The organism is Bacteroides graminisolvens DSM 19988 = JCM 15093 (genome assembly GCF_000428125.1).
GTDB classification, from domain to species: Bacteria; Bacteroidota; Bacteroidia; order Bacteroidales; family Bacteroidaceae; genus Bacteroides; species Bacteroides graminisolvens.
The window spans coordinates 212,696-236,208 of record NZ_KE386627.1; the positions used below are offsets into that span (position 1 = coordinate 212,696).

The following is a 23,513-nucleotide window of genomic DNA, read 5'->3' on the forward strand; positions in this document are numbered from 1 at the left end:
GTTATAATATTCCGTATGTAATTAAAGCTGAAACTCAACCTTTTCGTCGGGAGAGGTGCGATCCATGTGATCCATAAATGCATTGAGAATCTGTATCGCCAGATTGGTTGCTCCCACATAACCTGTTTTGGGGAAGAAGTTGTGTCCGGGGCGATCGGCAATTGGAAAACCATAGCGTACAAATGGGAGATCTTCGTCACGGGCAATGTACTTGCCATACGTGTTACCAATAAGTAAGTCTACTCCTTCTTGCTTGATCCATTGATGCATTTGAAACATATCGGCCAGCTCCCCTCCTTTGAATTTGGCTTCCGGAATGTCTTTCAGAATAACCTTGAGTCTCTCTTCGAAAGGCTTGCCGGGAGTTCCCGATACAACGTAAACCGGACGCATATCCATGCTTACCAGAAATTCGCAAAGTGGAATCAGTGTGTCGGGATCTCCCCAGAGAGCTACTCTTTTTCCATAGAAATATTTCTGGTTATCGGCTATCAAATCAATCAAACGTCCTCTTTCTGCCGAGATACTTTCGGGAACCGGTACGTTAGCGTGTCTGCTTAACGCAGTTACAAAACGGTCGGTTGCTTTCAGGCCGATGGGGATGTCTGTTATCTCAAATTTTACTTTGCATTTGTTATCAAGCGCTACACAAGCTGTGTTGGTAGAGTATTCGCCTAAACCGATGGTGAATTTACTATCGCCCGTAGTCTTCAGTTCTTCGGTGGTACAACCTCCTTTGGGATACATTTCATATTTTCCGGTAAGTGGTGTGTCGAGCACATCAGTCATATCGGGAAACATCAATGTTCTCGCTTCCATGACAGAGGCGATGCGCTTGATTTCACGCATATCCGATGGTTCCATCCAACCTGCAACGAGGTTTACCACGTTCCTCTTTTTGAGAGTAGCAGTAGAGAAAAACTTTACCATGGCTGCAACTTGATTGGCATAGCCTGTAATGTGGCTACCCACGTAAGAAGGAGTATTGCAGTATATAACCTGCTTTCCTTCGGGAATTTTCCCTTCTTCAGCGGCTTTCGATACAATCTGCGTGAGGTCGTCGCCAATCGTTTCAGATAAACAAGTGGTGTGCACGGCAATCACCTCCGGTTCGTAAACTGAGAAGATTGTTTCGATGGATTGTACCAAGTTAGCCGATCCTCCGAACACAGAAGATCCCTCTGAAAACGAACTGGTTGAGGCTACGATGGGTTCTTTGAAGTGGCGTGTAAGCGCGCTTCTGTGATAAGAGCAGCAGCCTTGCGAACCGTGACTGTGGGGCAAACATCCGTGTATACCAAAGGCTGCATACATAGCTCCTATTGGCTGACAGGTTTTTGCCGGATTGATAGTCAGTGCTTTTCTATCAATTTCTTTGGCAGTAGTATGTTTTAGTAACATCTTATTCAATATTAAAGTAATCAAACTTAAACGGCTGCATACACCGCTTCTACATATTCTTCACTTTCCCAGGGAGCTTTCATTTCCTTCCAGATACTGCAACAAGCTATTTGTTCAATGTCTTTGTAGAAGTTTACTGCACCTGCAAAACCGGCATAGGGTCCTCCGGAATCGTAATTGTGAAGTTGCTTGAGAGGTATACCCATTTTCTGTACGCAGTATTTTTCTTTAATACCCGCGCAGAATACATCAGGGTGATACTTTTCAATGAGTTTTTCCATTTCGTAATGACTCAGATCATCAATAACTAACGATCCTTTTTTCATTTCAGCCATCATTCCATCGTATCCGTTGAACTCCAAACCTTCAGCTTCAAGCGCTTTTAGTTCTTCTTCTGTTTTGCGAGGTTTATAACGTGTTTCGTCTTTAGTAACGGTAATTTGCTCTATGTTACGACTGTCGGCATCTATCTGTATGCTCGGAATAACACGTCTTCCTTCGTAGTCATCGCGATGACCGAATTCGTAACCGGCACAAAGTGTGGTTATGCCCAATTCGTCAAATAGTTCCTGGTAGTGATGAGCACGAGATCCTCCTACGAAAAGCATGGCTGTTTTGCCATTTGTTTTCAGTTTTGCTTTTTCTCTGGCTTCGATGACCGGAATCATCTCTTCGGCAATAACTTCTTCAATGCGAGCAATCAGTTCAGGATCACCGAAATATTTGCCTACTTTTCTTAGTGATTTGGCGCAGGCATCGGCACCGATGAAATTGGATTTCATCCAAGGTATACCAAATGATGTTTCGAGCATTTCGGCCACGTAGTTGATGGAACGGTGGCACATAACCAGATTGAGGTCGGCTGTATGTGCTGTTTCAAACTGTTCTACGGTTGAGTTACCCGACATGGTTGCTACTACCTGAATACCGCATTTGTTAAATAATTCGTCGATAACAAAAGCGTCTCCTCCAATGTTGTATTCTCCTAATACGTTTATTCTGTATTTGTGTGTGGCGTTTACAGTATCATCATTTCCAATGAGATTTCTGAAAAGTTGGTTGTTGGCAATGTGGTGACCGGCCGATTGAGATACTCCTCTGTATCCTTCGCACGAAAAACCGAAAATGTTGATGCCGTTACCTATTTCTTCTTTCATCTGGCGGGCAACACGGTGAACGTCATCGCCAATCAATCCTACGGGACAAGTTGAGAAGACGGCTATGGCTTTAGGATGAAACAATTCATAAGCTTCTCGAATGGCATCTTTCAACTTTTGTTCTCCACCAAAAACGATGTTGGAATCCTGCATATCAGTCGAAAAGCAGTACGTCATGAAGTTTGGTTCATTTTCTGACGGACGGGTTTGGTTGCGTCTGGTTAACCATGAATAATAGCCGCATCCGATGGGACCGTGCGTAATATTGATAATGTCTCTGGTAGGTCCTAGTACCACCCCTTTACAACCGGCATAGGTACATCCTCTTTGGGTGATTATTCCCGGAATGGTGCGCACGTTCGCTTGAATTTCAGGAATATTATCGGGGTCAGCAACCACAATGGCTTTACTGCGCTTTTTTGCTACCTTTTTGGGGTAGATTTCTATCAGTTCCTCTTTGGCACTTGATAAATCGATATTTAAAATATTCTTTTCCATTGTTTGTCCTCCTCTATTAATCAAGTGTTTTGTCCCCTTTCTCACCGGTACGTATGTGCACTGAATCCGAAGAATCTATCACAAATACTTTCCCGTCACCGCTTTGTCCGGTTTGGTTGGTCTTGATAATTGTTTCTACTGCAAGATCTTTTTTCTCATCGGTTACCATCAGTGTTATCATACGCTTTGATTTGAGGCGGGGCGTTGTTGAAATCAGTTCCTGATGTTCGGGTGCATAAAGTTCTGCTTTCTCCAGATCACCATGACCTTTTCCCCTTCCTAACACCGGCATTGCTGTGAATGACGGTAGTCCAGCTTCCTGCAAAGCGATTTTTGTTTCCTGCATTTTGGCAATTCGTATGATTGCAAGTATCAGTTTCATAAGCGTTTGTATTATCAGATTTCTTTCTTGCCGTTAGAGATAGTATATGTTTCGGTAACCGGAGTTACGAATATCTTACCGTCTCCAAACTGACCTTTATCGCCCGATCGGGCAGATTCTATGATAGTTTCAATGACAAAATCCTTGTCTTTCTCAGGAATTACGATCATCAACAAATCTTTAGGTAGTTCGTCGTATGTAACATTGCCTACTTTTAATCCGCGCTGTTTACCGCGGCCGAATACAGATAATTTTGTTACAGCCGGAAATCCTGCGTTCAACAAGGCGTTCATTACGATGGGTGATTTCTCGGGTCTTACTATAGCTCTTAATAAATACATAATTGTTCCTCCTTAACTTGTTATATTAGTTCATGATACCGAAGCTAACCAGCATGTCTTCTAACTCAGGCATTGTCAAAGGCGTTGGGATGACAAACATATTGTTATCATTTATTTTCTTTGCCAGTGCGCGGTATTCGTCGGCTTGAGGATGCTCGGGTGCATGGTCAATAACTGTTTTTCTATTAATTTCAGCATGTTGAACCATGTTGTCGCGGGGAACAAAATGAATCATTTGCGTACCTAGCTTTCTGGCGAATTCCTGAATCATATTCGATTCGTTATCTACTTTTCGAGAGTTACAAATTAACCCTCCCAAACGAACTGTACCAACCTTACCAAACTTTGCAATAGATTTGCAAATGTTATTAGCTGCGTACATGGCCATCATTTCACCGGAGCATACAATGTATACTTCTTGTGCCTTACCATCACGTATCGGCATTGCGAAACCACCGCATACAACATCGCCCAATACATCGTAGAATACATAATCCAAGTGTTTGTCATCGTCGTATGCTCCCAGCTGTTCAAGTAGGTTGATTGATGTGATGATTCCCCTACCTGCGCATCCCACTCCTGGTTCGGGTCCGCCTGATTCTACACAGCTTGTATTGTCAAAGCCGGTTTTCATAACATCATCTAGATCAACATCCTCCCCTTCGTCACGCAACGTATCCAAAACAGTTTTTTGCGCTAGTCCGTGAAGTAGCAAACGTGTTGAATCGGCTTTGGGATCGCATCCCACTACCATCACTTTTTTCCCCATCTCGGCTAATCCAGCCACTGTGTTTTGAGTAGTAGTACTTTTACCAATACCCCCTTTTCCGTAAATAGCAATCTTTCTCATAATCTAAAACCTTAAAATTATACCATAAAGTTGTTTATTTGGTATTTGTGTTACCATTCTGAACTATATAAAGAGAAAAGTATGCCAAAAAACATACTTTTTATTGTTTTGTGAGATCAATATGTTTGCTAAATACTTGTACGACAGTGTATTATGAGTTACTAAATACCTATTAATGTGTATTATTCAATATAATGACTACCTATGAATCACTTCATTTAGGTAGTCATCGGAAAGAAAATTCTACATAAATGTAGCTTTATTTATTTGGAATAACCATACTTTATCCAAAGTGCATCGTAGTTGTGGCTAATGATGTTTTTCATAAATTTTTCTGCAGCTATATTTCTCGAATTTTTCTTAATTAGCACACATGCCTGTTCAATGGGAGTATACAAATTTTGCGGTACAACATAGCATTTGCCTTTGCCTTTCATTTCTGGTGACATGGCCAATGACAAAGCGATAAAACCTATCTCTGTATTACCTGTAAATGCATATTGTGCAGCTGCCGAAATGTTGTCTCCATATATAATTTTAGTCTTTACTTCATCATAGATATTCTGCTTTTTTAAGAGCTCAATAGCTCTTTCACCGTAAGGAGCCGTTTCCGGGTTAGCAACTGAGATTCTTTTAACCGCATTGGTTTTCAACACATCCAGCCCTTTTTTCACATCAATAGTGTTGCTCCATACAGCTAACTTGCCATATATATATGTGCTGACTTTACCGTATGTAGCTCCTTTGTTTTGAAGCTTAAGCGGAAAGCTTTTGTCGGCCGCCATGAAGAAGTCAAAAGAAGCACCGTTCAAAATTTGCTGTACGAAATTGCCGGAGCTACCGAAGGTGACATCTATTTTAACTCCTGGATTTTCCTTCTCATAAGCTTCTTTTATTTCCATAAATACGTCTCTGAGATTTGCTGCTGCTGCGACTTTGACGCTTTTTTGTGCGTTAGCGAACATACATACAGAGAAAAAGAGTGTTGCTATTAAAATTACTTTTTTCATGACTAATATTTTTAGATTATAATTTTATTTTAAACATATCGGGTTTGATGGTGAGTGAAATATAAGCCCATCCCGGAGTGCGACAAGCTGCTGAAGACGATTTCAGTTTTAAAAACCGGCTGTTGTTATTCAGAAAGTAACTTCCCCAGCCTCCTTCAACAGAAACACAATCATTCATTTTATAAGAAAGTTTAATATCCACTTCGCTACCTAACGATTTACCTTGTGAAGCTCCGTCGTATTCAATGTCTTTTACGGTTTTAAATAAATGATAGCCTACCTCATACCCCCATTTTTTTATAATGCTCCCGCCTACCTGACCGTACACATCCAGTAAGCCCTGAGTAGGCAGACTTGCTGTCCAATAATCCATATATCCATTAAAACTATGTGGCGCACCATATAACCAGTTGAATGTTTTGCTTTTCGATGAATTGCTCGAACCGCCTCCCGAATAACGATCAGCTCCTGCCGTGAGTATGAATTGAGGCATAAATGCATAATTGGCTTTTAATGCTAACAGAGAGGCATTCAATCTTTTTGTGGCGGATGTTTTTCCAAATTGGAAATAAGCGGTCGCAAACAAGTCGAGCGGAAAATCTTTCTTTAAAAACTTAATATTTCCACCGGCCGTGTATCGATGATACATGGATACTTTATTACCGTAAGTACTGCTTCCGTTTGCATCTGTACTTGTTTTCTGGAAACCTTCGTCGAGCGCTAAAGCAGTGAGCGACAAGTTGGGCATAAGCGGTTTTGATATCCAAATATACCCCAGATATCTGTATTTTATGGCTCCTGAATACATTGATTCTTTTGATATAGTTTTGTCGTTATTATATGCTAATCCCAAATGAGCCGCTCCGATATGCTCTAGTTCATACTTGAATACTACAACATCATGCGAGTTTCCGGTGTTACTCCAGTTTGATGCTGAAAAAATACGATTGTCATCGTATTTGAGTGCCTGCCTGCCTATAACAACCGATCCGCCGGGACAAAGTAGTACATCTGCCCATGCTTCGTAAACAGATAAAGAGCCCGACGCAGATACAGCCTCTGAGTTGGTTCCGGTTTCTCCTAAAGTACGTGAGTCTTGCACCGTTATACCTGTTTTGAGGTAACTGTTTTTAAAACCCACCGTTAACCGAGTACGTTGTAATATGAAACCACCGGGATCAGTATTCTCCGCATTGGGTGAGCCATACCCATCACGATACTCGGCTCTGGGCCTTAATTCAATGCCCACACTCATTTCTTGTGCATTGATATTCGTTATTGATATGCACAATAACGAAAATGCTGCAATAGTTTTGCCTGTTTTACTTACGTTCTTCATACCTTAATTATTATAAGTGAATACAATGTTACGTGTTTATTTGAGCTTGATAGTTTACCGTTATCTCTGAATAAGATAACGATTTTAAAAAAAATAGCAGAAAGATTTCTGCCTAATCGTTACAATAAACAAGAATCCAAATTGGCATTTAAGCCAACTAATTCTTTCACGAACTTGCTATGCAATTCTTCATATATCTTAATTAACTCGTACCCATAAGCGCCTACCCTACATCCCCCACCATCTTTTCCCCCTTTGTATCTAATCAGAATAGGAATTGGTGAGTTACGATTCATCTTATCGGCAATGCTCCAGGCCTGTTGATAGGAAATATGACATTTTTTGGCCGCAGCATTAATAGATCCTTCAGATATGAGAGCTTTGAGCAGTGTATATTGAAGTTGCCCGAAGAATTGTTCCTCGTTTTTGTATATGGCAAAAGTTCCCTTTACTTCAAACATACTTTTTTTCTCCTACTTTCTTTAATAGTATCTCGTTACTGTATCTATCAATTATTGTGCCAAAAATTATAAGTTGCTAATAATCAGGAGATTAGTTATTTTGAGCTTTGTGAGTTCTAAACGTAAATGTAGGTGTTTAGTGCAATAATTACATTATTGTTTTTATTTGTTTAGTCAATTTAATGCTTTATATTCTATTTATGTGTTATTTTGATCATTAGTATTAATTTTATTGTTTTAAATTGGTATTAAATAAAAATAAAAACTATCTTTGCGATATTACGATAACACAAATAAAAATATATATTATATGGCAATGCTTCGAACATGCCCGATGTGCGAACAAGACTGTGAAGCAAAACGGGAACTTGATTTTCTTATGGAGATAGGAAACGAGCTATCCAAAAGCACGGTAGATTTAAACGGCATCATTAAACAGTTAAAAAGACAGTTAAATGCTACGTGCGTTATTCTCACCTTATTGAACCGTAATACAAACAAGCTATTTGTGGAAGAGTCATTCGGACCTTTTGATCAAGATTTTAGCAAGCTGACTTATGAGTTGGGTGAAGGTATCATTGGCTATGTGGTGCAAACCGGAGAACCTAAGGTTATACGAAGTATTTCCGAGTCAAAAGAGTTTTTAAACAAGTTACATTTTCCCTTGAAAGCTAATAATCGGGATATATCTTTTATATGCATTCCCGTGCGGGAAAAAGGAAAAGTCATTGGAACACTCAGTGCACATAAAGTCTATTTTGGAGCACCCGATTTTAAAAACAATGTGCAACTGCTTACTATAGTGAGTTCCATGATTGCCCGTACAGCTCGTAGACGTTACGAAACCCGTGAAGAAATTGAATCACTTAAAAAAGAAAACAACAAGCTCCGCCAAGTAATTACCGATCAATCGTTTCCTAATATAGAAGGTAATTCTGGAAAGCTTAAAGAAGTTTTCTCGTTGATACAAAGTGTGTCGTCCACTTCAACAACAGTTTTATTACGCGGTGAGAGTGGTGTTGGAAAAGAACTTGTTGCCGATGCCATTCACTACAACAGCACTCGTAAAACAAAGGCTTATATTAAAGTCAATTGTGCCGCTTTGCCAGAAAGTCTCATTGAAAGCGAACTCTTCGGTCATGAGAAAGGAGCCTTTACAGGTGCTGATTCCCAACGTGTAGGGCGTTTTGAAGCGGCTAACGGAGGTACCATTTTCTTAGATGAATTTGGAGACATCCCTGCCAATGTTCAGGTTAAGCTATTACGTGTTATTCAACAGAGGGAAATTGAACGTTTAGGAAGTACTAAACCTATCAAGATTGATGTGCGAATTATCTGTGCAACTAATAAAAATCTTGAAAAAATGATAGAAGAAGGTAATTTTCGTGAAGATTTATACTACAGAATCAATGTATTTCCCGTTTATATACCACCTTTGCGTGAGCGTTTGCATGATATACCGGCTCTGGCGGATCATTTCATTGCTCGTTTTAATGAGAAGAATAGCCGGAATATTAAGCGTATTACGGCCTCGGCCATTGATTGCTTAATGGTTTATCACTGGCCTGGTAACATTCGCGAGTTAGAAAATTGCATAGAAAGGGCTTGTATATTGAGTACGGATGATGTGATTCATACCTATAATTTGCCTCCTACATTGCAAAACGCTGTGTCAAGTGAAACAAAATCAAACGGTACGTTAGATACCATTTTAGGTAAGATAGAGAAGCAGGTTATTCAAGACACACTGCTGGCTACCGGAGGTAACTTGGTGAAAGCTGCTGCTCAATTGGGAATTACGGAAAGAATTATGGGTCTTCGCATACGTAGGTATGCAATTGATCCCAAACGATTTAAATACAATAACAACAATGGAAATCAAGATTGAACAACCAGATTTGGAATTATGTGATTTTACTAATCCACAGCATTGTGCTGCCTTATGTGATTTAATTAATGAGTACATCACTCATCCTATGGGAGGAGGTGAACCGTTATCTGATTCACAAAAACTCCGTTTGCTCGACGGACTAGAGTCTCATCCCAAAGCCATCACTTTGTTCGTGTTGAATGATAGAGCAATTGCGGGGGTATTGAATGCATTTGTCAATTTTTCAACATTCAAATGCAAGCCGATGATTAATGTACATGATGTTTTTGTGAGTGATGAGTACCGGGGGAAAGGCTTAGGGCGTAAACTTATTCAAGGTATTATTGAGATAGGTAAAAGCTTGTCATGTGGAAAAATAACGCTAGAAGTAAGAGTTGATAACTCTACAGCTCAGAATCTGTATAAATCGGAAGGATTTGAAGAAGGTAACGATCCTATGTACTTCTGGACCAGGCCTTTATAATTGATTAACTATCAACACAAAATAAATACACGTAATGAAAGAAACTGTAGAATCTATTTGGCAAGAACAGGCAATCACCTTGCTTGCCGAAGCACAAGGCTTCATGAAGCCGTTGGAGCAACATTTAGTTCGCCCCAGTCGTTTTGATAACACTTTGTTATTTAACCTAGTTGTAATGAGTTTTGAGAAGCTGTTTGTAGCTTTATTAGCTCATTATGAAGTAGAGGCTCTTCATCACACTCCTTTGGCATTGTTCAAGGAGGCACGAGGCATGGATAAAGGGCTAACTGATGAAATGCGCGAAACTGCACGACTCATTGCTTCGCATGAGTCTATTTGTTCGCTTGATGACAAAGGATATACCACTCCTTCTAACGATGAGTTGATATGGATCATTAAAGGATTGATTGAGATGAAGTGTTACATTGAGTACAAAATCAATACCTGAACGAGTAATACCATCAGTAATTCGGCCAGCCGGTTAACACGGATGGCCGTTTTCATATCCGCTGTGGTAAGTTCACGTTCATTGTGTCCGATGTAAGGTTTGTGAACCAATTCCCCGAAATAATGATGTGATCCACCGAACCGACAATTTAATATGCCTGCCAATGCCGCTTCGGGATATCCGGAATTGGGACTGGCATGGGCTGCTCCGTATTGTCTCACAAAAGCATGAAGCGAAAAGCGGCCGCTTACCAATATCATTAAAATGGCAGTGAGCCTAGCAGGAATGTAATTGGCGGCATCATCCATTCGGGCTGCAATCCGTCCAAACAAATTGTATCGTTCATTGCGGTAACCAATCATTGAATCAAGTGTATTGATCATTTTGTAAGCCATCATGCCGGGTACACCCAACAGTAAGTACCAAAAGAGCGGTGCGATGACTCCGTCGCTTAAATTTTCCGCTAGCGTCTCCAGCGCTGCAGTGCGAACTTCTTGCGCCGTTAACTCCTCCGTATTGCGTCCAACGATGCGGGCAACCTGTTTTCTTCCTTCGTCGAGCGAACGGTCTACAGCCTCAAATACTCCGCGTACTTCGCGAATTAATGTGGTTCCGGCCAAACAAAAGAAAACCAATATGGCACCGGTAATCCATGCTAAATAACCGTTAATAGCTGCGGTAGCAGACATCAGCAGGTACGTGATGCTAAAAATGAGTAATACCAATCCGATGGATAGAATCCCTCCTTTTAGCAGGCGGTGATTTCCCTTATTTAATTTCTTTTCGCCCCAGGAGATTAATTTCCCAAAACCCACAACCGGGTGCGGAAGATAAGCCGGATCACCCCATATTTTATCGGGTAACCATCCGCTGAAGATAACAAAGAGTCCGCCCCAGCAGGTATACATAAATAGATAAAGTCCCGATGCTTCCATCATAATAGATTTAGTTTTTAGTAAGGTAACAGTCAATGGCACTAACCAATGCATTGTTTTGCTCAGGCGTTTGTGCCGCTATACGAATAAAAGAGTCATCTAACCCTTCAAAGTTAGAAGCATTGCGTATCAGCATCCCATGCTCTTTCGCTAAGTAATCCTTTAGCGCAGAAGCTTTTCCTATGCGTAATTTGGCTAACAGATAGTGCGTATCAGTAGGCCACACATCAAAACAGCCTGTCTTTTGCAGAAGAGTAGCCAATCGATCTGTTTCCAGCAAATACTCTTCAATGTTCAAGACGTTATCCGTTTTGTTCAGCAAGTATTTGCCGGCTTCAATGGCCAAAGCGTTGACCGACCACGGCATGCGTTTCATGCGAATTCGTTGCAAGAGAGCCGATGAAGCGGTGACATAGCCCAATCGTAAACCCGGAATAGAAAATCGTTTGGTCAGCGAATGAAGCAAAATCACGTTAGGGAACTCTGCTGCTTCGGAGGCAGATAGTAGCGGTTTCAAGGTAAAATCTTCGTAAGATTGGTCAATAACAAAACAGATATCGCTGTGTTTACTGATTAAAGCAGTCAGTTCTGCTTTATCAAATACCTTGCCCGTGGGATTGTTGGGGTTACATAACCAGAGCATTTCTAAGTTATTGGGCAGTGCTTGTAACGAATAGAGAGAGGTTACCCGGTGCTGATGCATGCAGCAGGCATCGGCATATTCGCTGAAGGTAGGCATCACAATACCCGAGCGACATCCTGCAAAAGCCTGCGCAACCAGATAGATAGCCTCTGTGGCGCCGTTAGTTACACATACCTCCTCTTTTTGCAACCCATACTTTTGCGCCATTAATGCCTCGAGCGTATACGGTTCCGGTTCCGGATACGATGCAATGACCTCCATGTGCTCCGAAAGATGTTGCTTCAGTCCGTGCAAATCAGCCCCATAAAAAGCATTCGAGCTAAAGTTGGCTGTTATTTTTTGTTCGTAAAGATATAAATCGTCTCCGTGTCCGTTAATCATTGCTCTTCATTAATTGATAGATAACATCCATATTCACATGGTTTCTCACATGATCTGCCAATTTATTGTACTGTTCCTCTTTGAACGATGCAAAATCAAATTCTTTGTGTTCCATTTTACCGGCAAAAGGTTTTAGCAGGAAATCAATAAAAGCCCCATTATCGAGTATACCGTGAATATATGTGCCCATGCAGCGCTCATTCACAAAACAGCCATCTGCTTGTCCGTCGCTGATGCTGTTTAGCGGAATAACCTCAGCTGCTTCGGATGTTACGGTGTTGCCCATGTGAATTTCGTATCCGTGGCATACGACATTCGAGTCGAGAAAATTAAAATCTACCTGACGGGTAATCTTTTCGCCTAGCATGGTAGTACTTACAGGCAGTAAACCCAATCCAGGAAGCCGGATGATCTCTCCTTCCACTCCTTCCGGATCACAAACCTCCATGCCCATAATTTGGTATCCACCACATATTCCCATAACGGTAACTCCTTCTCTATAGGCTTTTACAATGGTTTGTGCCACCCCGTTTCGCCTAAGCTCATAGAGATCGGCCAATGTACTTTTTGTTCCCGGAATCAGAATAATATCAGCTTTCTGAAGTTCATCTGTGTTGTTGGTATAAAACAAATGAACTCTGGGATCACGCTCCAACACATTGAAATCAGTGAAGTTTGATAAGTGTCGCAGTAGTACCACGGCAATGTTCACCTTGCCTGCTTCTGCTTGCCTGTTTTTTGTTTGCAGGGCCACAGAATCTTCTTCTTCAATATAAATATCTTTGTAGTAGGGAACAACACCCACTACGGGTACGTTGCATAGTTTTTCAAGCATTTCGACACCCGACTGAAAAAGTCGTATATCTCCTCTGAATTTATTTATGAGTATACCTTTTATCAGTTTCCGTTCCTCTTCATTAAGCAACATGATGGAGCCGTAAACACTGGCAAACACCCCTCCACGGTCAATGTCGGCTACTAGTATTACATTTGCCTGAGCATGACGGGCCATGGGCAGATTCACCAAGTCACTATCACGCAGGTTGATTTCAGATATACTCCCCGCTCCTTCCATTACGATGGGGTTATATGCTTGCGCCAAGCGATCGAACGCATCGCAAACTTCTTTTCGCAGTTCTTCTCGTCCTTCTTTTCGAAAATAGTCATAGGCACTGCGATTACCAATGGGTTTGCCATGAAGCACTACCTGCGAGGTGTGATCCGACGATGGCTTCAGTAACAAAGGGTTCATGTCGGTATGACAAGCAATACCCGCTGCCTCGGCTTGTACGGCTTGTGCACGACCAATTTCCAGTCCGGCAGGCGTTACATACGAGTTCAGCGCCATGTTTTGCGCTTTGAAAGGTGCCGGATGGTAGCCGTCCTGCAAAAATATGCGGCAAAAAGCGGCAGCAATGATACTTTTTCCTACGTCACTGCCCGTACCGGCAAACATCAAAGGTTTTAGTGATTCGTTGTTACTCATCTGTTCTTATTTCGTCTTTATGGAGCAACAAAGTTAGAAAAAAACAAGGTAACAGTTCTAAATACTTGCTAAAAAACATTTTTAGTGGTTGTTTTGATTTTACAAATTAGGCTTATCAGTAAATAATAAAGAGGACAGTTTCTCACGAAGCCGTCCTCTAGTAGGTTTCAATACCTAAGTTAACTTTAAAATTAAAAATATGGATTAACATCCATTTCTTTTCAGCTTAAATTGAAGCTTATTATCTAGCAGCATATCACTTTAAATTTAATTCTTAACATACACTGCATAGCCTTTAGTGCCAATTACTATTGGATCAGAAGAATTAAGCTTAACCTGCTTACTAACAGGACCTGCTGCAATTGTTTTACTATCTATCCATTGAACATACTCACCGGAAGTAATATCGGAAATTCTGATGTTTTGCTGATTTGTTCCGAAGTTGAGTAGCACAACAACTGTGTTATCATCTTTTGTTCTCTCATAGGCTATAACGCTGTTATTGCCTGTATTCAGGAAACGAATGTTGCCACGCTGATTGCTATTGCCGTGAGCAAGTGCTTTTTGACTATGTTTCAAAGCAATGAGGGTACGAATGGTATTATTAACTTTACGATCACCTACAGTCCACTTTATCTTAGTATCATTGAAATAATCAAGAATCTGATCATTTCCAGTCTCTTGCCCGTTGTAGAGCAGAGGCATTCCATAGAGAGTGAATACGAGAGTTGTGAGAGCGCAAGTATTATCACCATACATTTCTTTAAGACTACGGCCACCGTCATTATAATTTTGATCGTGGTTGGTAAGATATACCATACGGTCGTTACTCAGAGCTTGTGAAGCAGAAAGAAAACTTTCAAGGTTACCCTGCAGAGCAGATGCATTTGTTCCGCTTGATCCAAACTGATTAAACAGCAGTCCTTCTTGGAATTGCCATGCATAATCAAAATCAAATTCTACATTTTGCAGACGTTTGTTATTAGTATCTGTGAGGTCACCTTCAGCCATTACAATGAGGCTTGATTTATGGGCTTTCAGCATAGGAATAGCCAATTGCCAATAGGAAGCCGGAATAGCCGGACTACTGATGTAATCACAACGATATCCGTCAATATCAGCCTGATCAATCCAGTATTTGAGACAATTGTTCATAGCATCACACAAACTATTGTTTGTATAATCCAGCTGATACACATCACCATAGTTGTTAGGATGAATTATGTTACCGTTTGCATCTTTCACATAATACTCAGGATGTTCAGTAACCCACCGATGATTGGTTGCAGTGTGATTAGGAACCCAATCGAGCCATACTTTCATGCCTAAGCTGTGCGCTTTAGATACAAAAGTCTTGAGATCGGAGATTGTTCCATACGAAGGATTCACAGCTTGATAATCTGTTGCTGCATAAGGGCTGTTAATGCCACCTCCACGGGGATATATAGGCATTAGCCAAACTATGTCAATTCCAAGAGTTCGTAGGTCATTGAGCTTGGTAGTAGCAGCAGTGAATGTCCCTTCGGTTGTAAAACTACCTACATTGAGTTCATATATCACGCTGTTCTGATCACTCAACGGTGACGTCTTGTCAACGTTGAGTGTTTCAGTTTTCACGATTGGATCGCCATTAAGTTGTTCAGACTCATCAGAGTCATTACAAGCCCATAAAGGCAGTGCGAGTACGAAAAGAAATAGTATATAACTTTTTTTCTTCATATTTCAATTTGTATAATTATATAACAGTTATTTATTCGTTGACAAACTAATTTCTGTACCACCAGAACTACTACATGTGAAGTAATAGTCACGATTGAGAGTCACATTTGCTAAATCAAACTGATTTCCACCATTATTATTATTAAGAATGAGATTGTAAACAGTCCCTTCGTTGACTTTGCCAGTGTCAAAATACTTATATTTCACTCCGTTTATGGTAGCTTCACCTGTGGGTAATATGCCTGGCCATCCTCCAAAAAGTTCTGGCAAGCCATCACCATTCCAAGCATACATTGTTATGGCATCCCATCCTGTATTATCTTCAATGAAGATAGCATATCCATCATGTGTAATTTCAGGTTCAACGACAATTTCCTCATAGCCACTGCTTGTAATACGAAGATAAAGATCACGATTTACAATAAATCCTTGGACTCCATCAAACTGATTTCCGCCTCCGTTGTTGTTGAAAATCAGGTTAGCAGACTTACCAGTGTTAGCCTCACCGAAATCATAATATTTATATGTAATGCCATTGATAAGTTGTGTGCCTGTTGGCTGTGCACCCGGCCATCCGCCAAATATTTCTGCATCACCCCATACATAGATAGTTGTTACATCCCATCCTGTATTATCTTCAACATATACTGCATAACCGTCGTGAACAGGTTCTTCAGGCTCTTCATCTACTTCAAAGTAGCTAGCCCAACGATTTACCCACACGTTGACACGGGCATTGACACCAGGGTTCTCTGTATGTACAGCTTCCTCATTAAAAACAGTTCGTTCTGTACCTTCAGCCTTGGACACGAAGTGGTAACCATCAGCAAGGTTATATCCGTTGAGATCGGAAGGGTTGATATAGATAGCCCATTTTATGTCACTATTTTCGGCTTTAATGAGTTGCCATTTAGAATTAAGCATGGCAAGAGAATCACCACCATTAAAGTCGCCTGATATAAATATCTCATCGTCGGCTGCAGTGCTTTGAGGCATGATAACTTCAAGCAAGATTTGTCCTTCTCTAAGCTCAAACTGAGGACGCTCGTGATCAAAAACTATTTCTTCGTCGTTGTTACAACCGCCTAAAAACAAAGGCAGGAGAATAAATAACAACCACAATATATTCTTTTTCATACTGGTATGTTTTAATTAGTTCAAATAGTTAGGATTCTGTATAAGTCCAGGATTCACAGAAAGTGCAGAAGCAGGTAATGGATACCATTCGTACTTACGATTGCGCTTTGCAGGAAGATCAAATCCATCTTCTGTTGCACGTCCAAAAAACCACCACTGTCCCTGAGTGAACTTGTCGAAGCGACGAAGATCAGTTCTGCGCCGACGGCCTTCGGCAAGATATTCAAGTCCCCACTGAGAAAGCATCCAATCCATATCAAAGCTAGTGAAACCAGGACCCGGAATGTTAAGTGCAGCTTTGTCTGTGAAATAGCGCGAGCGAACTTTATCAACATATTCCTTTGCACCAGTTGCATCACCCGCACGCATACGGCATTCTGCGATCATATATGCAACTTCAGCAAGTCTGAATTCAACTTCATCTATATCTTTGAACCCACCATTTTCAGTCTTTGCAAACATGGGATAGCGCATAAGCCGAATGCCTGAATTAGTTTCACCCCAACGTGGCGACATGACTGTTTCAAGGTTACGACCAAGATTGAGAAATGTACCAAGCTGATCAACGTAAACGAGATTCTGTCCGTCGCGGTCAGCGTCAGCTTTAAGTGTATTTCCCTTACCAAAACTAGCTTTCATAGCGCCTTTTAGAAATATGCCCTTGTAGTTTTTTGTTGACGAGTCATAAACATAATTCTGTTTACGAATATCTCGATCATCCATACGGTCCCAAACTCCACCTAGCTTATCGTTGTAATCAGTTATGAAGCTCTTACCGCCCGTGTCTGTACCGCCTGTTGGAAGAACAGTTCCTGAATTGTCGTGTGAAGGAACCACAATTACACAATTCCATGCACCGATACCTTCAAACTGTTCGCAATCAGCATATTCATAGTAGTTATATGGAAGAAAAGGCATGTTACGCATATTTGTGAGGGCATTGGTAGCACCTTGTCCGTCTTCTGCAGCAAAAGCAAATACCACTTCTGAACACTGAGTATTATTGAGATTGTAAATGTCACGATAATCGTCAGCAATGTTGTATGAACCATAGTCACCGCTAAATATTTTAAGACAAAGATTCTCACAATCGTTGTAATGGTCTTCTCCAATGAAGAGCTGACTGTTTAGAAGCATACGTGCTTTGAGAATACGGTTAACCCCTTGATTCATACGATTACGAGTCGAGTTGTCGCCATTTTCTTTTGGAAGGATATCATTACTTTCGTCAAGTTCGGAGCAGATAAAATCATAGATTTTTTTGCAGCTGGTATTCCAGTCTGTATCAGCTACTCCAGGAACCTCTCCGCCTGATGCTGTGTTTAAAGGCAGAGCACCACCCCAAATTTCAAACAGGTTATAATATGCCCATGCACGAAGGGTGCGAACCTCAGCAATATAAGAATCTAGGGCTGTTTGAGTCATCTTGATAGAAGCAGGGTTAACACTTGCAAGATCGTTGATCAAATTGTTACTGAGTCCAATGATACTCCATGCGCTCTCCCAGGAAGAACGTATGATTTTTGACTCGGGACTCCATGTTTGAGTAGAAAGAACATACTTTTCAGCTTCATCGTATCCCCACTGCCCTCCATTCCAAACACGCCATGCTATTTGGTCAGCAGGAAGTTCTTGCAGGAAGAAAAAACTTTCGGCAAAGCTGTTTCCTGCTTGATTATAGATGGATGCAAGAGCACCTTGAACACTAGTCTCATTTTGATAGTAAGTGCTAGCATCAATGCGATCATACACTTTTTCGTCAAGATCGGTACATGATGAGAAACCGAACATCAGAGCCAGAGCTAATAGCCAGCTATATTTTTTCATTATCATAATAATTTTCGATTTAAATAGATTATTCATGCTCTTATTTTAATGGAACTTCATTGTTATTCCAATGCTCATCTGTGTTGCTGTTGGATAAGCGCTATTACTATCTACACCGGGAGTAATACCTGTAGATGTCACGATAGATGGGTCATTGCCTTTATATCCGGTAAGAGTGAAGATGTTTTTTGCGGCAAGATATACACGTAAGTTTTCAACTAATTTGCGATTTTTTGGAGTAAATGTATATCCAAGAGTTAGGTTATCTAGTTTCAAATAGTCGCCCTTTTCGAGGAAATAAGATGAGATCACACCGCCACCTGTTTTCAGGTCTTTGTCTTCAAGATATGCAGATCGTAAAATATTATCTGTTCCCGAAAGTTGGAGTCCCATACCATACTTGCGCATATTAAAAATTTCAAATCCAAAGGCTCCACGGAATTGAAAACTCAGATCCCAGTTTCTGTAGCTAAAAAAGTTATTCCAAGAGAGGAAGTGAGGAGGTGCTCCGTTGCCAATATAGCGTTTGAAAGAAGCATCTGCCTGAGACACAGGGATAGCTTCAGAGTCATTGTTGTAGATAAGCATGTTACCGTTCTCATCCGTACCGGCATATTTATAACCGTAAAATTGACCTATTTTGCCACCTTCCTGAATACGGAAGAAATATTCGCTTGTTCCTACGCCTGGTTTCAGGTAGAGATCTACGTAAGAAGCTTTGTAAATATCATTAGATAATTTGCTTAACTTAGTTGTCCCATAAGAGTAATTGACTCCGGTTGTCCACTTGAAGGCATTCTTTGAAAAAACATCATAGTCGAGTACAACCTCAAAACCTGTATTTTCTGTAGTACCAACATTCACCAAAATGCTGTTCCATACGTAGGGTGGCTGTGGAGCTGTATATGAATAGAGAAGATCTTCCGATTTGCGGTTGAAGTATTCAACAGAACCTCGTAGTCGACTATTTAGCACTGCAAAGTCTACACCTATGTTAAATGCTTTACTTTTCTCCCAACCCAATGACGGATTAGCATTTGAAGAGGGAGCAAAACCTGTTACCCACTGGTTGTTGATGAAATAGCTTCCGTTAGACGAATAAGTTGGCATGCTGCGGTATGCATCGAAGTCGGAACGACCGGTTACCCCATAAGATACACGTGGCTTCAAACTCTGAAAAGCAGAGGTCATCTTGCTGAAGACAGGAACTTTTGTAAGCTCCCATGCCAAAGATGCTGATGGGAAATTGCCCCATTTTTGATTGGTACCAAACTTAGTGCTGCCCTCACGACGTAATGATGCAGAAGCGAAGAGCATATCTTTGTAATTGTAGTTAACACGTCCAAAGAAACCGATAAGAGTAGATTCACTTTTTCCTGCCCACATGTTGGCAGTACCATCTTTGAGAGCTGTACCACTTCCTATAAGATGATACAAGGTTGTATCGTAAGCAAATCCTTTGTTTTCGTTACCGCTCTGCTCCCACATGGAACGTTCCCAAGAATAGCCGACAACAGCCTTTATCTGGTGATCTTGGAGAGATAGTGTATAGTTTGCAAGCCATTCCAGACGATCTGTCCACCATTTTTGATAATTGATATTGGCGCGACCGGAATATCCTCCCCAGAAAGATTCGCTTGAATAGCTAGGAGTATAGAAGTTATTCTTATTGTCGTTGTATTGTAAAGCATAACTGAGTGAAGTGTCTAAGTTATGTTTCTCATTTGTAAGAATGTTTAGTTTCACATCAGCATTACCAAGCAGATAAATACGATCGGCATTACTGGTATTCTCTTTCATTGTGAGTACCGGATTAGAAATGTCGGTAGGTGATGTAGCTTGATAATAACTTCCATCTGCATTGTACACAGGAAGAGTTGGATTCATGGTAAGGGCTGTATCAAACATACCGTCATTGCCATAGTCTTCGTGAACCTTACGCAAGCTTAGTGATGAATTGAATTGCAGACGGCTATCTAGTGCGCGCTGTCCGATCACGAAACGTCCCCCGAATTCCTTACGTCCGCTGGCTATGTCGAGTCCATTTGCTTTTTTGTAGTTAAGACTTCCTCCAAAATATCCGTTTTTTGTTGTTCCGTCTACAGAGAGATACTGGTTTACGTTGTAGGAAGCATCTCGGGTGATGAGGTCGTACCAGTCAGTGTTATAGCCATAATCAGTACCACGGCGCGAACGACGGAATTCATCGGCAGAGAGAATGTCTGGCTTGCCTTTTGCTAAGTTGACCGCTACCCAGCTGTCGTAAGTGAAATTAACAACACCTTGAGCTGCACTACCTTTCTTAGTTGTAATGAGGATCACTCCATTTGCCCCTCGGGTTCCATAAATAGCTGCTGAACCAGCATCCTTGAGTACTGTGATAGATTCAACATCTTGAGTCGATATGTTGCGGAGGTCACCTCCTGCAATGCCGTCGATAACAACTAGCGGACCATTACTAGCTGTCAGAGAACCCGCTCCACGTACCTGAATGCTTGAAAGCGAATTAGGATTTGCTTCGGCGGTAGCACTAACATTAAGACCGGCTATTTTACCACTTACAAGTGCCATCGGGTCTGTTACAGCTCCTTGGTTGAATTGTTCCTTACTTATTTGAACAATAGAACTTGAAATTTCCTTTTTTGCCAGTGATCCGTAGCCTACAACAACTACTTCATTAAGCTGAGCAACATCTTCGCGCAGCACAATTTGCATGCCATCCTTGGCTTGTGCTTCCTGCGGGTTGTAACCAATGTAAGTCACAACCAGTGTGATTCCAGTTTTGCATTGGAGCTTGAAATTACCATCAATGTCTGTGATGGTACCGCCCTGAGTTCCTTTCACGACGACGTTGGCACCTATGATAGGCTCTCCTACTTCGTCTCGCACATTACCATTAATGGTCTGTGCAGAAACTTTAAGGGCAAAAAACATTACCGTACATAACATTAGCGTACGGTAAAACAGATTTTTTGTTCTCATCGTTTTAGTATTAAGAATTAATAATTGGGTGTTTATAACTTAGATGCAACTTTCAACTGCACTGCAGCACCTCCACTTCTTGCAAGTTTTAGATGCAGTGTTGAATTACAGTCGACTTTTATTTGGCGTATACTCATGGCCATAGGATTTGTTTCAAAGTCAGCCTCCGGACCATCTTCATAAATTATGGCTGTATATTTCTTATCAGCATCAAGAAAATCTAGCCTCACGTCTAGTTCACGGGCTTTGTTGTCTGTCAAACTGCCTAAAAACCAGCTGTCGCCATTACGTTCTTTACGAGCAATTGTTATATATTGGCCAATTTTTCCGTTAGGAACAACCATTTGGCTCCATGTGGTAGGGCAATTTTCAATAAAGGTTAGTGCAGGTTGGCCCTCGTAATTTTCTATTTCATCGGCTGCCATTTGTAACGGACTGTATATTATCACAAATTCAGCCAACTGTTTTGCTAGTGTTGAGTGAGGACGAGTGCCTTTAATAACTTCACTAAAGTTGAATATTGCCGGCGTAAAATCTGTCGGTCCCGCCAATCCCCGGGTGTATGGTAATGTAGCAGTATGCTCAGGAGGATTTCCGCCTTTTTTGTCCCACGCATTGTATTCTTGTCCGCGTACGCCTTCTTGAGTCATCAGATTAGGCCATGTGCGCTGAATTCCTGTAGGCATGGCTGGCTCATGATTATTTATCATGATATGATAACGTGCAGCAGTTTCAATCACTTTTCTATAGTGGCGTATGCCGTATTGTGATTTGGAGAGCTCCTTGCCATCGAATTTATGACCCACGTAACCTGTCTTTACTGTATTCATATCCATAGAATGAAACCACCTAAACACTGAATCCATTTCTGTTTCAATCAGTTTGCTGTTACCCCAACTCTCCATGTGGCCAATGAATCTCACGCCTTTACTTCGTGCATATTGATTTACTTCCTCGATATTGAAATCAGGATATGATTTCTGATATGTAATTTTTTCACCATTCCCCCACCCTGGATTCCAACCTTCAGCCAGTATTCCACTGAAACCGTGGCGTGCAGCAAAATCAATATATCTCTTAACATTTGCAGTGGTTGCCCCATGATTAGGACCCATTTCCCAGGTATTCTTTTTCTTGTGAATACTCCACCATATACCGATATACTTTCCAGGCTTAATCCAGCTTGTATCTTCAATTTTACAAGGGTCATTTAGGTTGAGCATGATTCTTGAAAGCAAAAGATCGGTGGCTTTTTGTACCACAATGACAGTACGCCAAGGACTCATCAGATTTTTGTTTCCATATACTTTTATACCGTTGCTCCAAGGAGTGAGAGCCGAGGTAAGTGTATTACCGCGTGGCGTTAGGTTCAGACTTGCATAGTCATTGAGGGCCGCCTCGTGAATGGATAGATAGATATCAGGCTCATATTCAATAGTCAGAGGCGTGCATACAGTATCCTTTGTACTTATAAGACTTTTGCGGTAAATACCTTCAAAGTATTCAGTATGATTAGATGGTATTGACCATGCTTCTGCATCGTGCGCCAAAGCAAATTGAGTTTCCTCTTCATTAATAATAATAGTATTTAATGTTTTTTGCTCTGGTATGATATATCGGAAACCGATACCGTCATCGAAGATTCGAAATACAATATCGAGTTTGCGCTTCAGACCTTTTTTCTGCTGAAGATGGATTGTGAGTTCATTATAGTGATTTTTCACAAACTCTTCTTCCCCCCAAACCTGTTGCCAAGTTTCGTCTTTAGTGGTGCGTGTACAACTTATAATCTTGAAATCAGAATCCAGATTACCATCACTTAGTTTGTATCCTAAAAAGGAAGTATTGAAGATGTTCCGATCGTGATATTTTAATTCGTAATAAGGCCTGCCGCTCTTGAGCCCGACAGAAAGTTGTATTTTTCCATTCGGAGAGCTAATATGTTCTTGGGCCATTAACGGTAGTAAATAAAAAGCAGCTATAACTAATGTAGCTAATAATCTTTGTTTCATGGTACTTATATAGAATTTAGTCATAAATGATTCTGACGTAAAAGTAGCCTGAAACAAAGGGTGAAAAAAGTAGAACAAATAGAAATCTAGAATGAGGTAGAGGCTAAACTGCTTATTATAAGCTGTTTAGCCTCTATTTGTTTTATTAAA

Annotated in this window: 19 protein-coding genes; 3 read left to right on the forward strand and 16 right to left on the reverse strand. The window is 40.9% G+C overall.

Annotated elements, in window-relative coordinates; genetic code table 11:
- Window positions 1-21 precede the first annotated feature (21 nt).
- From C511_RS0113460 to C511_RS16930, 8 genes are all read right to left on the reverse strand, one after another.
- Window positions 22-1,401, reverse strand: a complete 1,380-nt coding sequence (locus C511_RS0113460) for a nitrogenase component 1 (RefSeq protein ID WP_024995543.1) — start codon at window positions 1,399-1,401, stop codon at window positions 22-24.
- Window positions 1,402-1,427: 26 nt separating this feature from the next.
- Window positions 1,428-3,056, reverse strand: coding sequence for a nitrogenase molybdenum-iron protein alpha chain (gene nifD / locus C511_RS0113465; RefSeq protein WP_024995544.1), 1,629 nt, complete (start codon window positions 3,054-3,056; stop codon window positions 1,428-1,430).
- A 16-nt stretch (window positions 3,057-3,072) separates the two neighbouring features.
- On the reverse strand, window positions 3,073-3,438 hold the full coding sequence (locus tag C511_RS0113470) for a P-II family nitrogen regulator (RefSeq protein WP_024995545.1): 366 nt from the start codon (window positions 3,436-3,438) through the stop codon (window positions 3,073-3,075).
- A 14-nt stretch (window positions 3,439-3,452) separates the two neighbouring features.
- On the reverse strand, window positions 3,453-3,779 hold the full coding sequence (locus C511_RS0113475; RefSeq protein WP_027318274.1) for a P-II family nitrogen regulator: 327 nt from the start codon (window positions 3,777-3,779) through the stop codon (window positions 3,453-3,455).
- A 25-nt stretch (window positions 3,780-3,804) separates the two neighbouring features.
- Complete coding sequence (nifH, locus tag C511_RS0113480) at window positions 3,805-4,629, reverse strand: nitrogenase iron protein (protein WP_024995546.1); 825 nt, start codon at window positions 4,627-4,629, stop codon at window positions 3,805-3,807.
- A 263-nt stretch (window positions 4,630-4,892) separates the two neighbouring features.
- A complete protein-coding gene (modA, locus tag C511_RS0113485; protein WP_024995547.1) occupies window positions 4,893-5,639 on the reverse strand; it encodes a molybdate ABC transporter substrate-binding protein in 747 nt (248 codons plus the stop codon).
- Between the two features lie 16 nt (window positions 5,640-5,655).
- Window positions 5,656-6,978 (reverse strand): alginate export family protein, encoded by a 1,323-nt coding sequence (locus C511_RS0113490; RefSeq protein WP_027318275.1) that lies wholly within the window; start codon window positions 6,976-6,978, stop codon window positions 5,656-5,658.
- Between the two features lie 119 nt (window positions 6,979-7,097).
- Window positions 7,098-7,439 carry a winged helix-turn-helix domain-containing protein gene (locus tag C511_RS16930; protein WP_034782641.1) on the reverse strand — a complete coding sequence of 114 codons (342 nt, stop codon included), beginning with the start codon at window positions 7,437-7,439 and terminating at the stop codon, window positions 7,098-7,100.
- A gap of 310 nt (window positions 7,440-7,749) precedes the next feature.
- Between C511_RS16930 and C511_RS0113500 the strand changes: the two genes are divergently transcribed.
- From C511_RS0113500 to C511_RS16935, 3 genes are read left to right on the forward strand one after another with little or no spacing between them, the layout of a single operon-like run.
- Window positions 7,750-9,327 carry a sigma-54 interaction domain-containing protein gene (locus tag C511_RS0113500; RefSeq protein WP_226992426.1) on the forward strand — a complete coding sequence of 526 codons (1,578 nt, stop codon included), beginning with the start codon at window positions 7,750-7,752 and terminating at the stop codon, window positions 9,325-9,327.
- The gene (locus C511_RS0113505) at window positions 9,311-9,793 is read left to right on the forward strand and encodes a GNAT family N-acetyltransferase (RefSeq protein WP_024995551.1); all 483 of its coding nucleotides are present in this window, start codon (window positions 9,311-9,313) and stop codon (window positions 9,791-9,793) included. Before C511_RS0113500 ends, C511_RS0113505 begins: the two co-directional genes overlap by 17 nt.
- 34 nt (window positions 9,794-9,827) lie before the next feature.
- The gene (locus C511_RS16935) at window positions 9,828-10,241 is read left to right on the forward strand and encodes a hypothetical protein (RefSeq protein WP_024995552.1); all 414 of its coding nucleotides are present in this window, start codon (window positions 9,828-9,830) and stop codon (window positions 10,239-10,241) included.
- Here C511_RS16935 and cbiB read toward each other — a convergent pair.
- The 8 genes from cbiB to C511_RS0113550 form a co-directional block, all read right to left on the reverse strand.
- On the reverse strand, window positions 10,214-11,149 hold the full coding sequence (cbiB, locus tag C511_RS0113515; RefSeq protein WP_027318277.1) for an adenosylcobinamide-phosphate synthase CbiB: 936 nt from the start codon (window positions 11,147-11,149) through the stop codon (window positions 10,214-10,216). The two genes, C511_RS16935 and cbiB, sit on opposite strands and share 28 nt — an antisense overlap.
- 37 nt (window positions 11,150-11,186) lie before the next feature.
- Window positions 11,187-12,200 (reverse strand): threonine-phosphate decarboxylase, encoded by a 1,014-nt coding sequence (locus C511_RS0113520; protein WP_024995554.1) that lies wholly within the window; start codon window positions 12,198-12,200, stop codon window positions 11,187-11,189.
- Window positions 12,193-13,686, reverse strand: a complete 1,494-nt coding sequence (locus C511_RS0113525) for a cobyric acid synthase (protein ID WP_027318278.1) — start codon at window positions 13,684-13,686, stop codon at window positions 12,193-12,195. The genes C511_RS0113520 and C511_RS0113525 overlap by 8 nt, the downstream gene beginning before the upstream one ends.
- A gap of 267 nt (window positions 13,687-13,953) precedes the next feature.
- On the reverse strand, window positions 13,954-15,405 hold the full coding sequence (locus C511_RS0113530) for an alpha-amylase family glycosyl hydrolase (protein WP_027318279.1): 1,452 nt from the start codon (window positions 15,403-15,405) through the stop codon (window positions 13,954-13,956).
- A 27-nt stretch (window positions 15,406-15,432) separates the two neighbouring features.
- A complete protein-coding gene (locus tag C511_RS16940; protein WP_024995556.1) occupies window positions 15,433-16,542 on the reverse strand; it encodes a starch-binding protein in 1,110 nt (369 codons plus the stop codon).
- A 15-nt stretch (window positions 16,543-16,557) separates the two neighbouring features.
- The gene (locus C511_RS0113540) at window positions 16,558-18,375 is read right to left on the reverse strand and encodes a RagB/SusD family nutrient uptake outer membrane protein (protein ID WP_027318280.1); all 1,818 of its coding nucleotides are present in this window, start codon (window positions 18,373-18,375) and stop codon (window positions 16,558-16,560) included.
- Between the two features lie 39 nt (window positions 18,376-18,414).
- The gene (locus C511_RS0113545) at window positions 18,415-21,351 is read right to left on the reverse strand and encodes a SusC/RagA family TonB-linked outer membrane protein (RefSeq protein ID WP_034782509.1); all 2,937 of its coding nucleotides are present in this window, start codon (window positions 21,349-21,351) and stop codon (window positions 18,415-18,417) included.
- 32 nt (window positions 21,352-21,383) lie between these two features.
- Window positions 21,384-23,363, reverse strand: coding sequence for a glycoside hydrolase family 97 protein (locus tag C511_RS0113550; RefSeq protein ID WP_024995558.1), 1,980 nt, complete (start codon window positions 23,361-23,363; stop codon window positions 21,384-21,386).
- Between the last annotated feature and the right edge of the window lie 150 nt (window positions 23,364-23,513).

Excerpts from the sequence above, each read along its gene's own strand:
- C511_RS0113545 (WP_034782509.1), bottom strand. The coding sequence starts at position 21,351 with ATGAGAACAAAAAATCTGTTTTACCGTACGCTAATGTTATGTACGGTA.
- C511_RS16935 (WP_024995552.1), top strand. The coding sequence starts at position 9,828 with ATGAAAGAAACTGTAGAATCTATTTGGCAAGAACAGGCAATCACCTTG.
- modA (WP_024995547.1), bottom strand. The coding sequence starts at position 5,639 with ATGAAAAAAGTAATTTTAATAGCAACACTCTTTTTCTCTGTATGTATG.
- C511_RS0113540 (WP_027318280.1), bottom strand. The coding sequence starts at position 18,375 with ATGATAATGAAAAAATATAGCTGGCTATTAGCTCTGGCTCTGATGTTC.
- nifD (WP_024995544.1), bottom strand. The coding sequence starts at position 3,056 with ATGGAAAAGAATATTTTAAATATCGATTTATCAAGTGCCAAAGAGGAA.
- cbiB (WP_027318277.1), bottom strand. The coding sequence starts at position 11,149 with ATGTATACCTGCTGGGGCGGACTCTTTGTTATCTTCAGCGGATGGTTA.
- C511_RS0113490 (WP_027318275.1), bottom strand. The coding sequence starts at position 6,978 with ATGAAGAACGTAAGTAAAACAGGCAAAACTATTGCAGCATTTTCGTTA.
- nifH (WP_024995546.1), bottom strand. The coding sequence starts at position 4,629 with ATGAGAAAGATTGCTATTTACGGAAAAGGGGGTATTGGTAAAAGTACT.
- C511_RS0113475 (WP_027318274.1), bottom strand. The coding sequence starts at position 3,779 with ATGTATTTATTAAGAGCTATAGTAAGACCCGAGAAATCACCCATCGTA.
- C511_RS0113550 (WP_024995558.1), bottom strand. The coding sequence starts at position 23,363 with ATGAAACAAAGATTATTAGCTACATTAGTTATAGCTGCTTTTTATTTA.
- C511_RS16940 (WP_024995556.1), bottom strand. The coding sequence starts at position 16,542 with ATGAAAAAGAATATATTGTGGTTGTTATTTATTCTCCTGCCTTTGTTT.
- C511_RS0113500 (WP_226992426.1), top strand. The coding sequence starts at position 7,750 with ATGGCAATGCTTCGAACATGCCCGATGTGCGAACAAGACTGTGAAGCA.
- C511_RS0113460 (WP_024995543.1), bottom strand. The coding sequence starts at position 1,401 with ATGTTACTAAAACATACTACTGCCAAAGAAATTGATAGAAAAGCACTG.
- C511_RS0113470 (WP_024995545.1), bottom strand. The coding sequence starts at position 3,438 with ATGAAACTGATACTTGCAATCATACGAATTGCCAAAATGCAGGAAACA.
- C511_RS16930 (WP_034782641.1), bottom strand. The coding sequence starts at position 7,439 with ATGTTTGAAGTAAAGGGAACTTTTGCCATATACAAAAACGAGGAACAA.
- C511_RS0113520 (WP_024995554.1), bottom strand. The coding sequence starts at position 12,200 with ATGATTAACGGACACGGAGACGATTTATATCTTTACGAACAAAAAATA.
- C511_RS0113505 (WP_024995551.1), top strand. The coding sequence starts at position 9,311 with ATGGAAATCAAGATTGAACAACCAGATTTGGAATTATGTGATTTTACT.
- C511_RS0113530 (WP_027318279.1), bottom strand. The coding sequence starts at position 15,405 with ATGAAGAAAAAAAGTTATATACTATTTCTTTTCGTACTCGCACTGCCT.
- C511_RS0113525 (WP_027318278.1), bottom strand. The coding sequence starts at position 13,686 with ATGAGTAACAACGAATCACTAAAACCTTTGATGTTTGCCGGTACGGGC.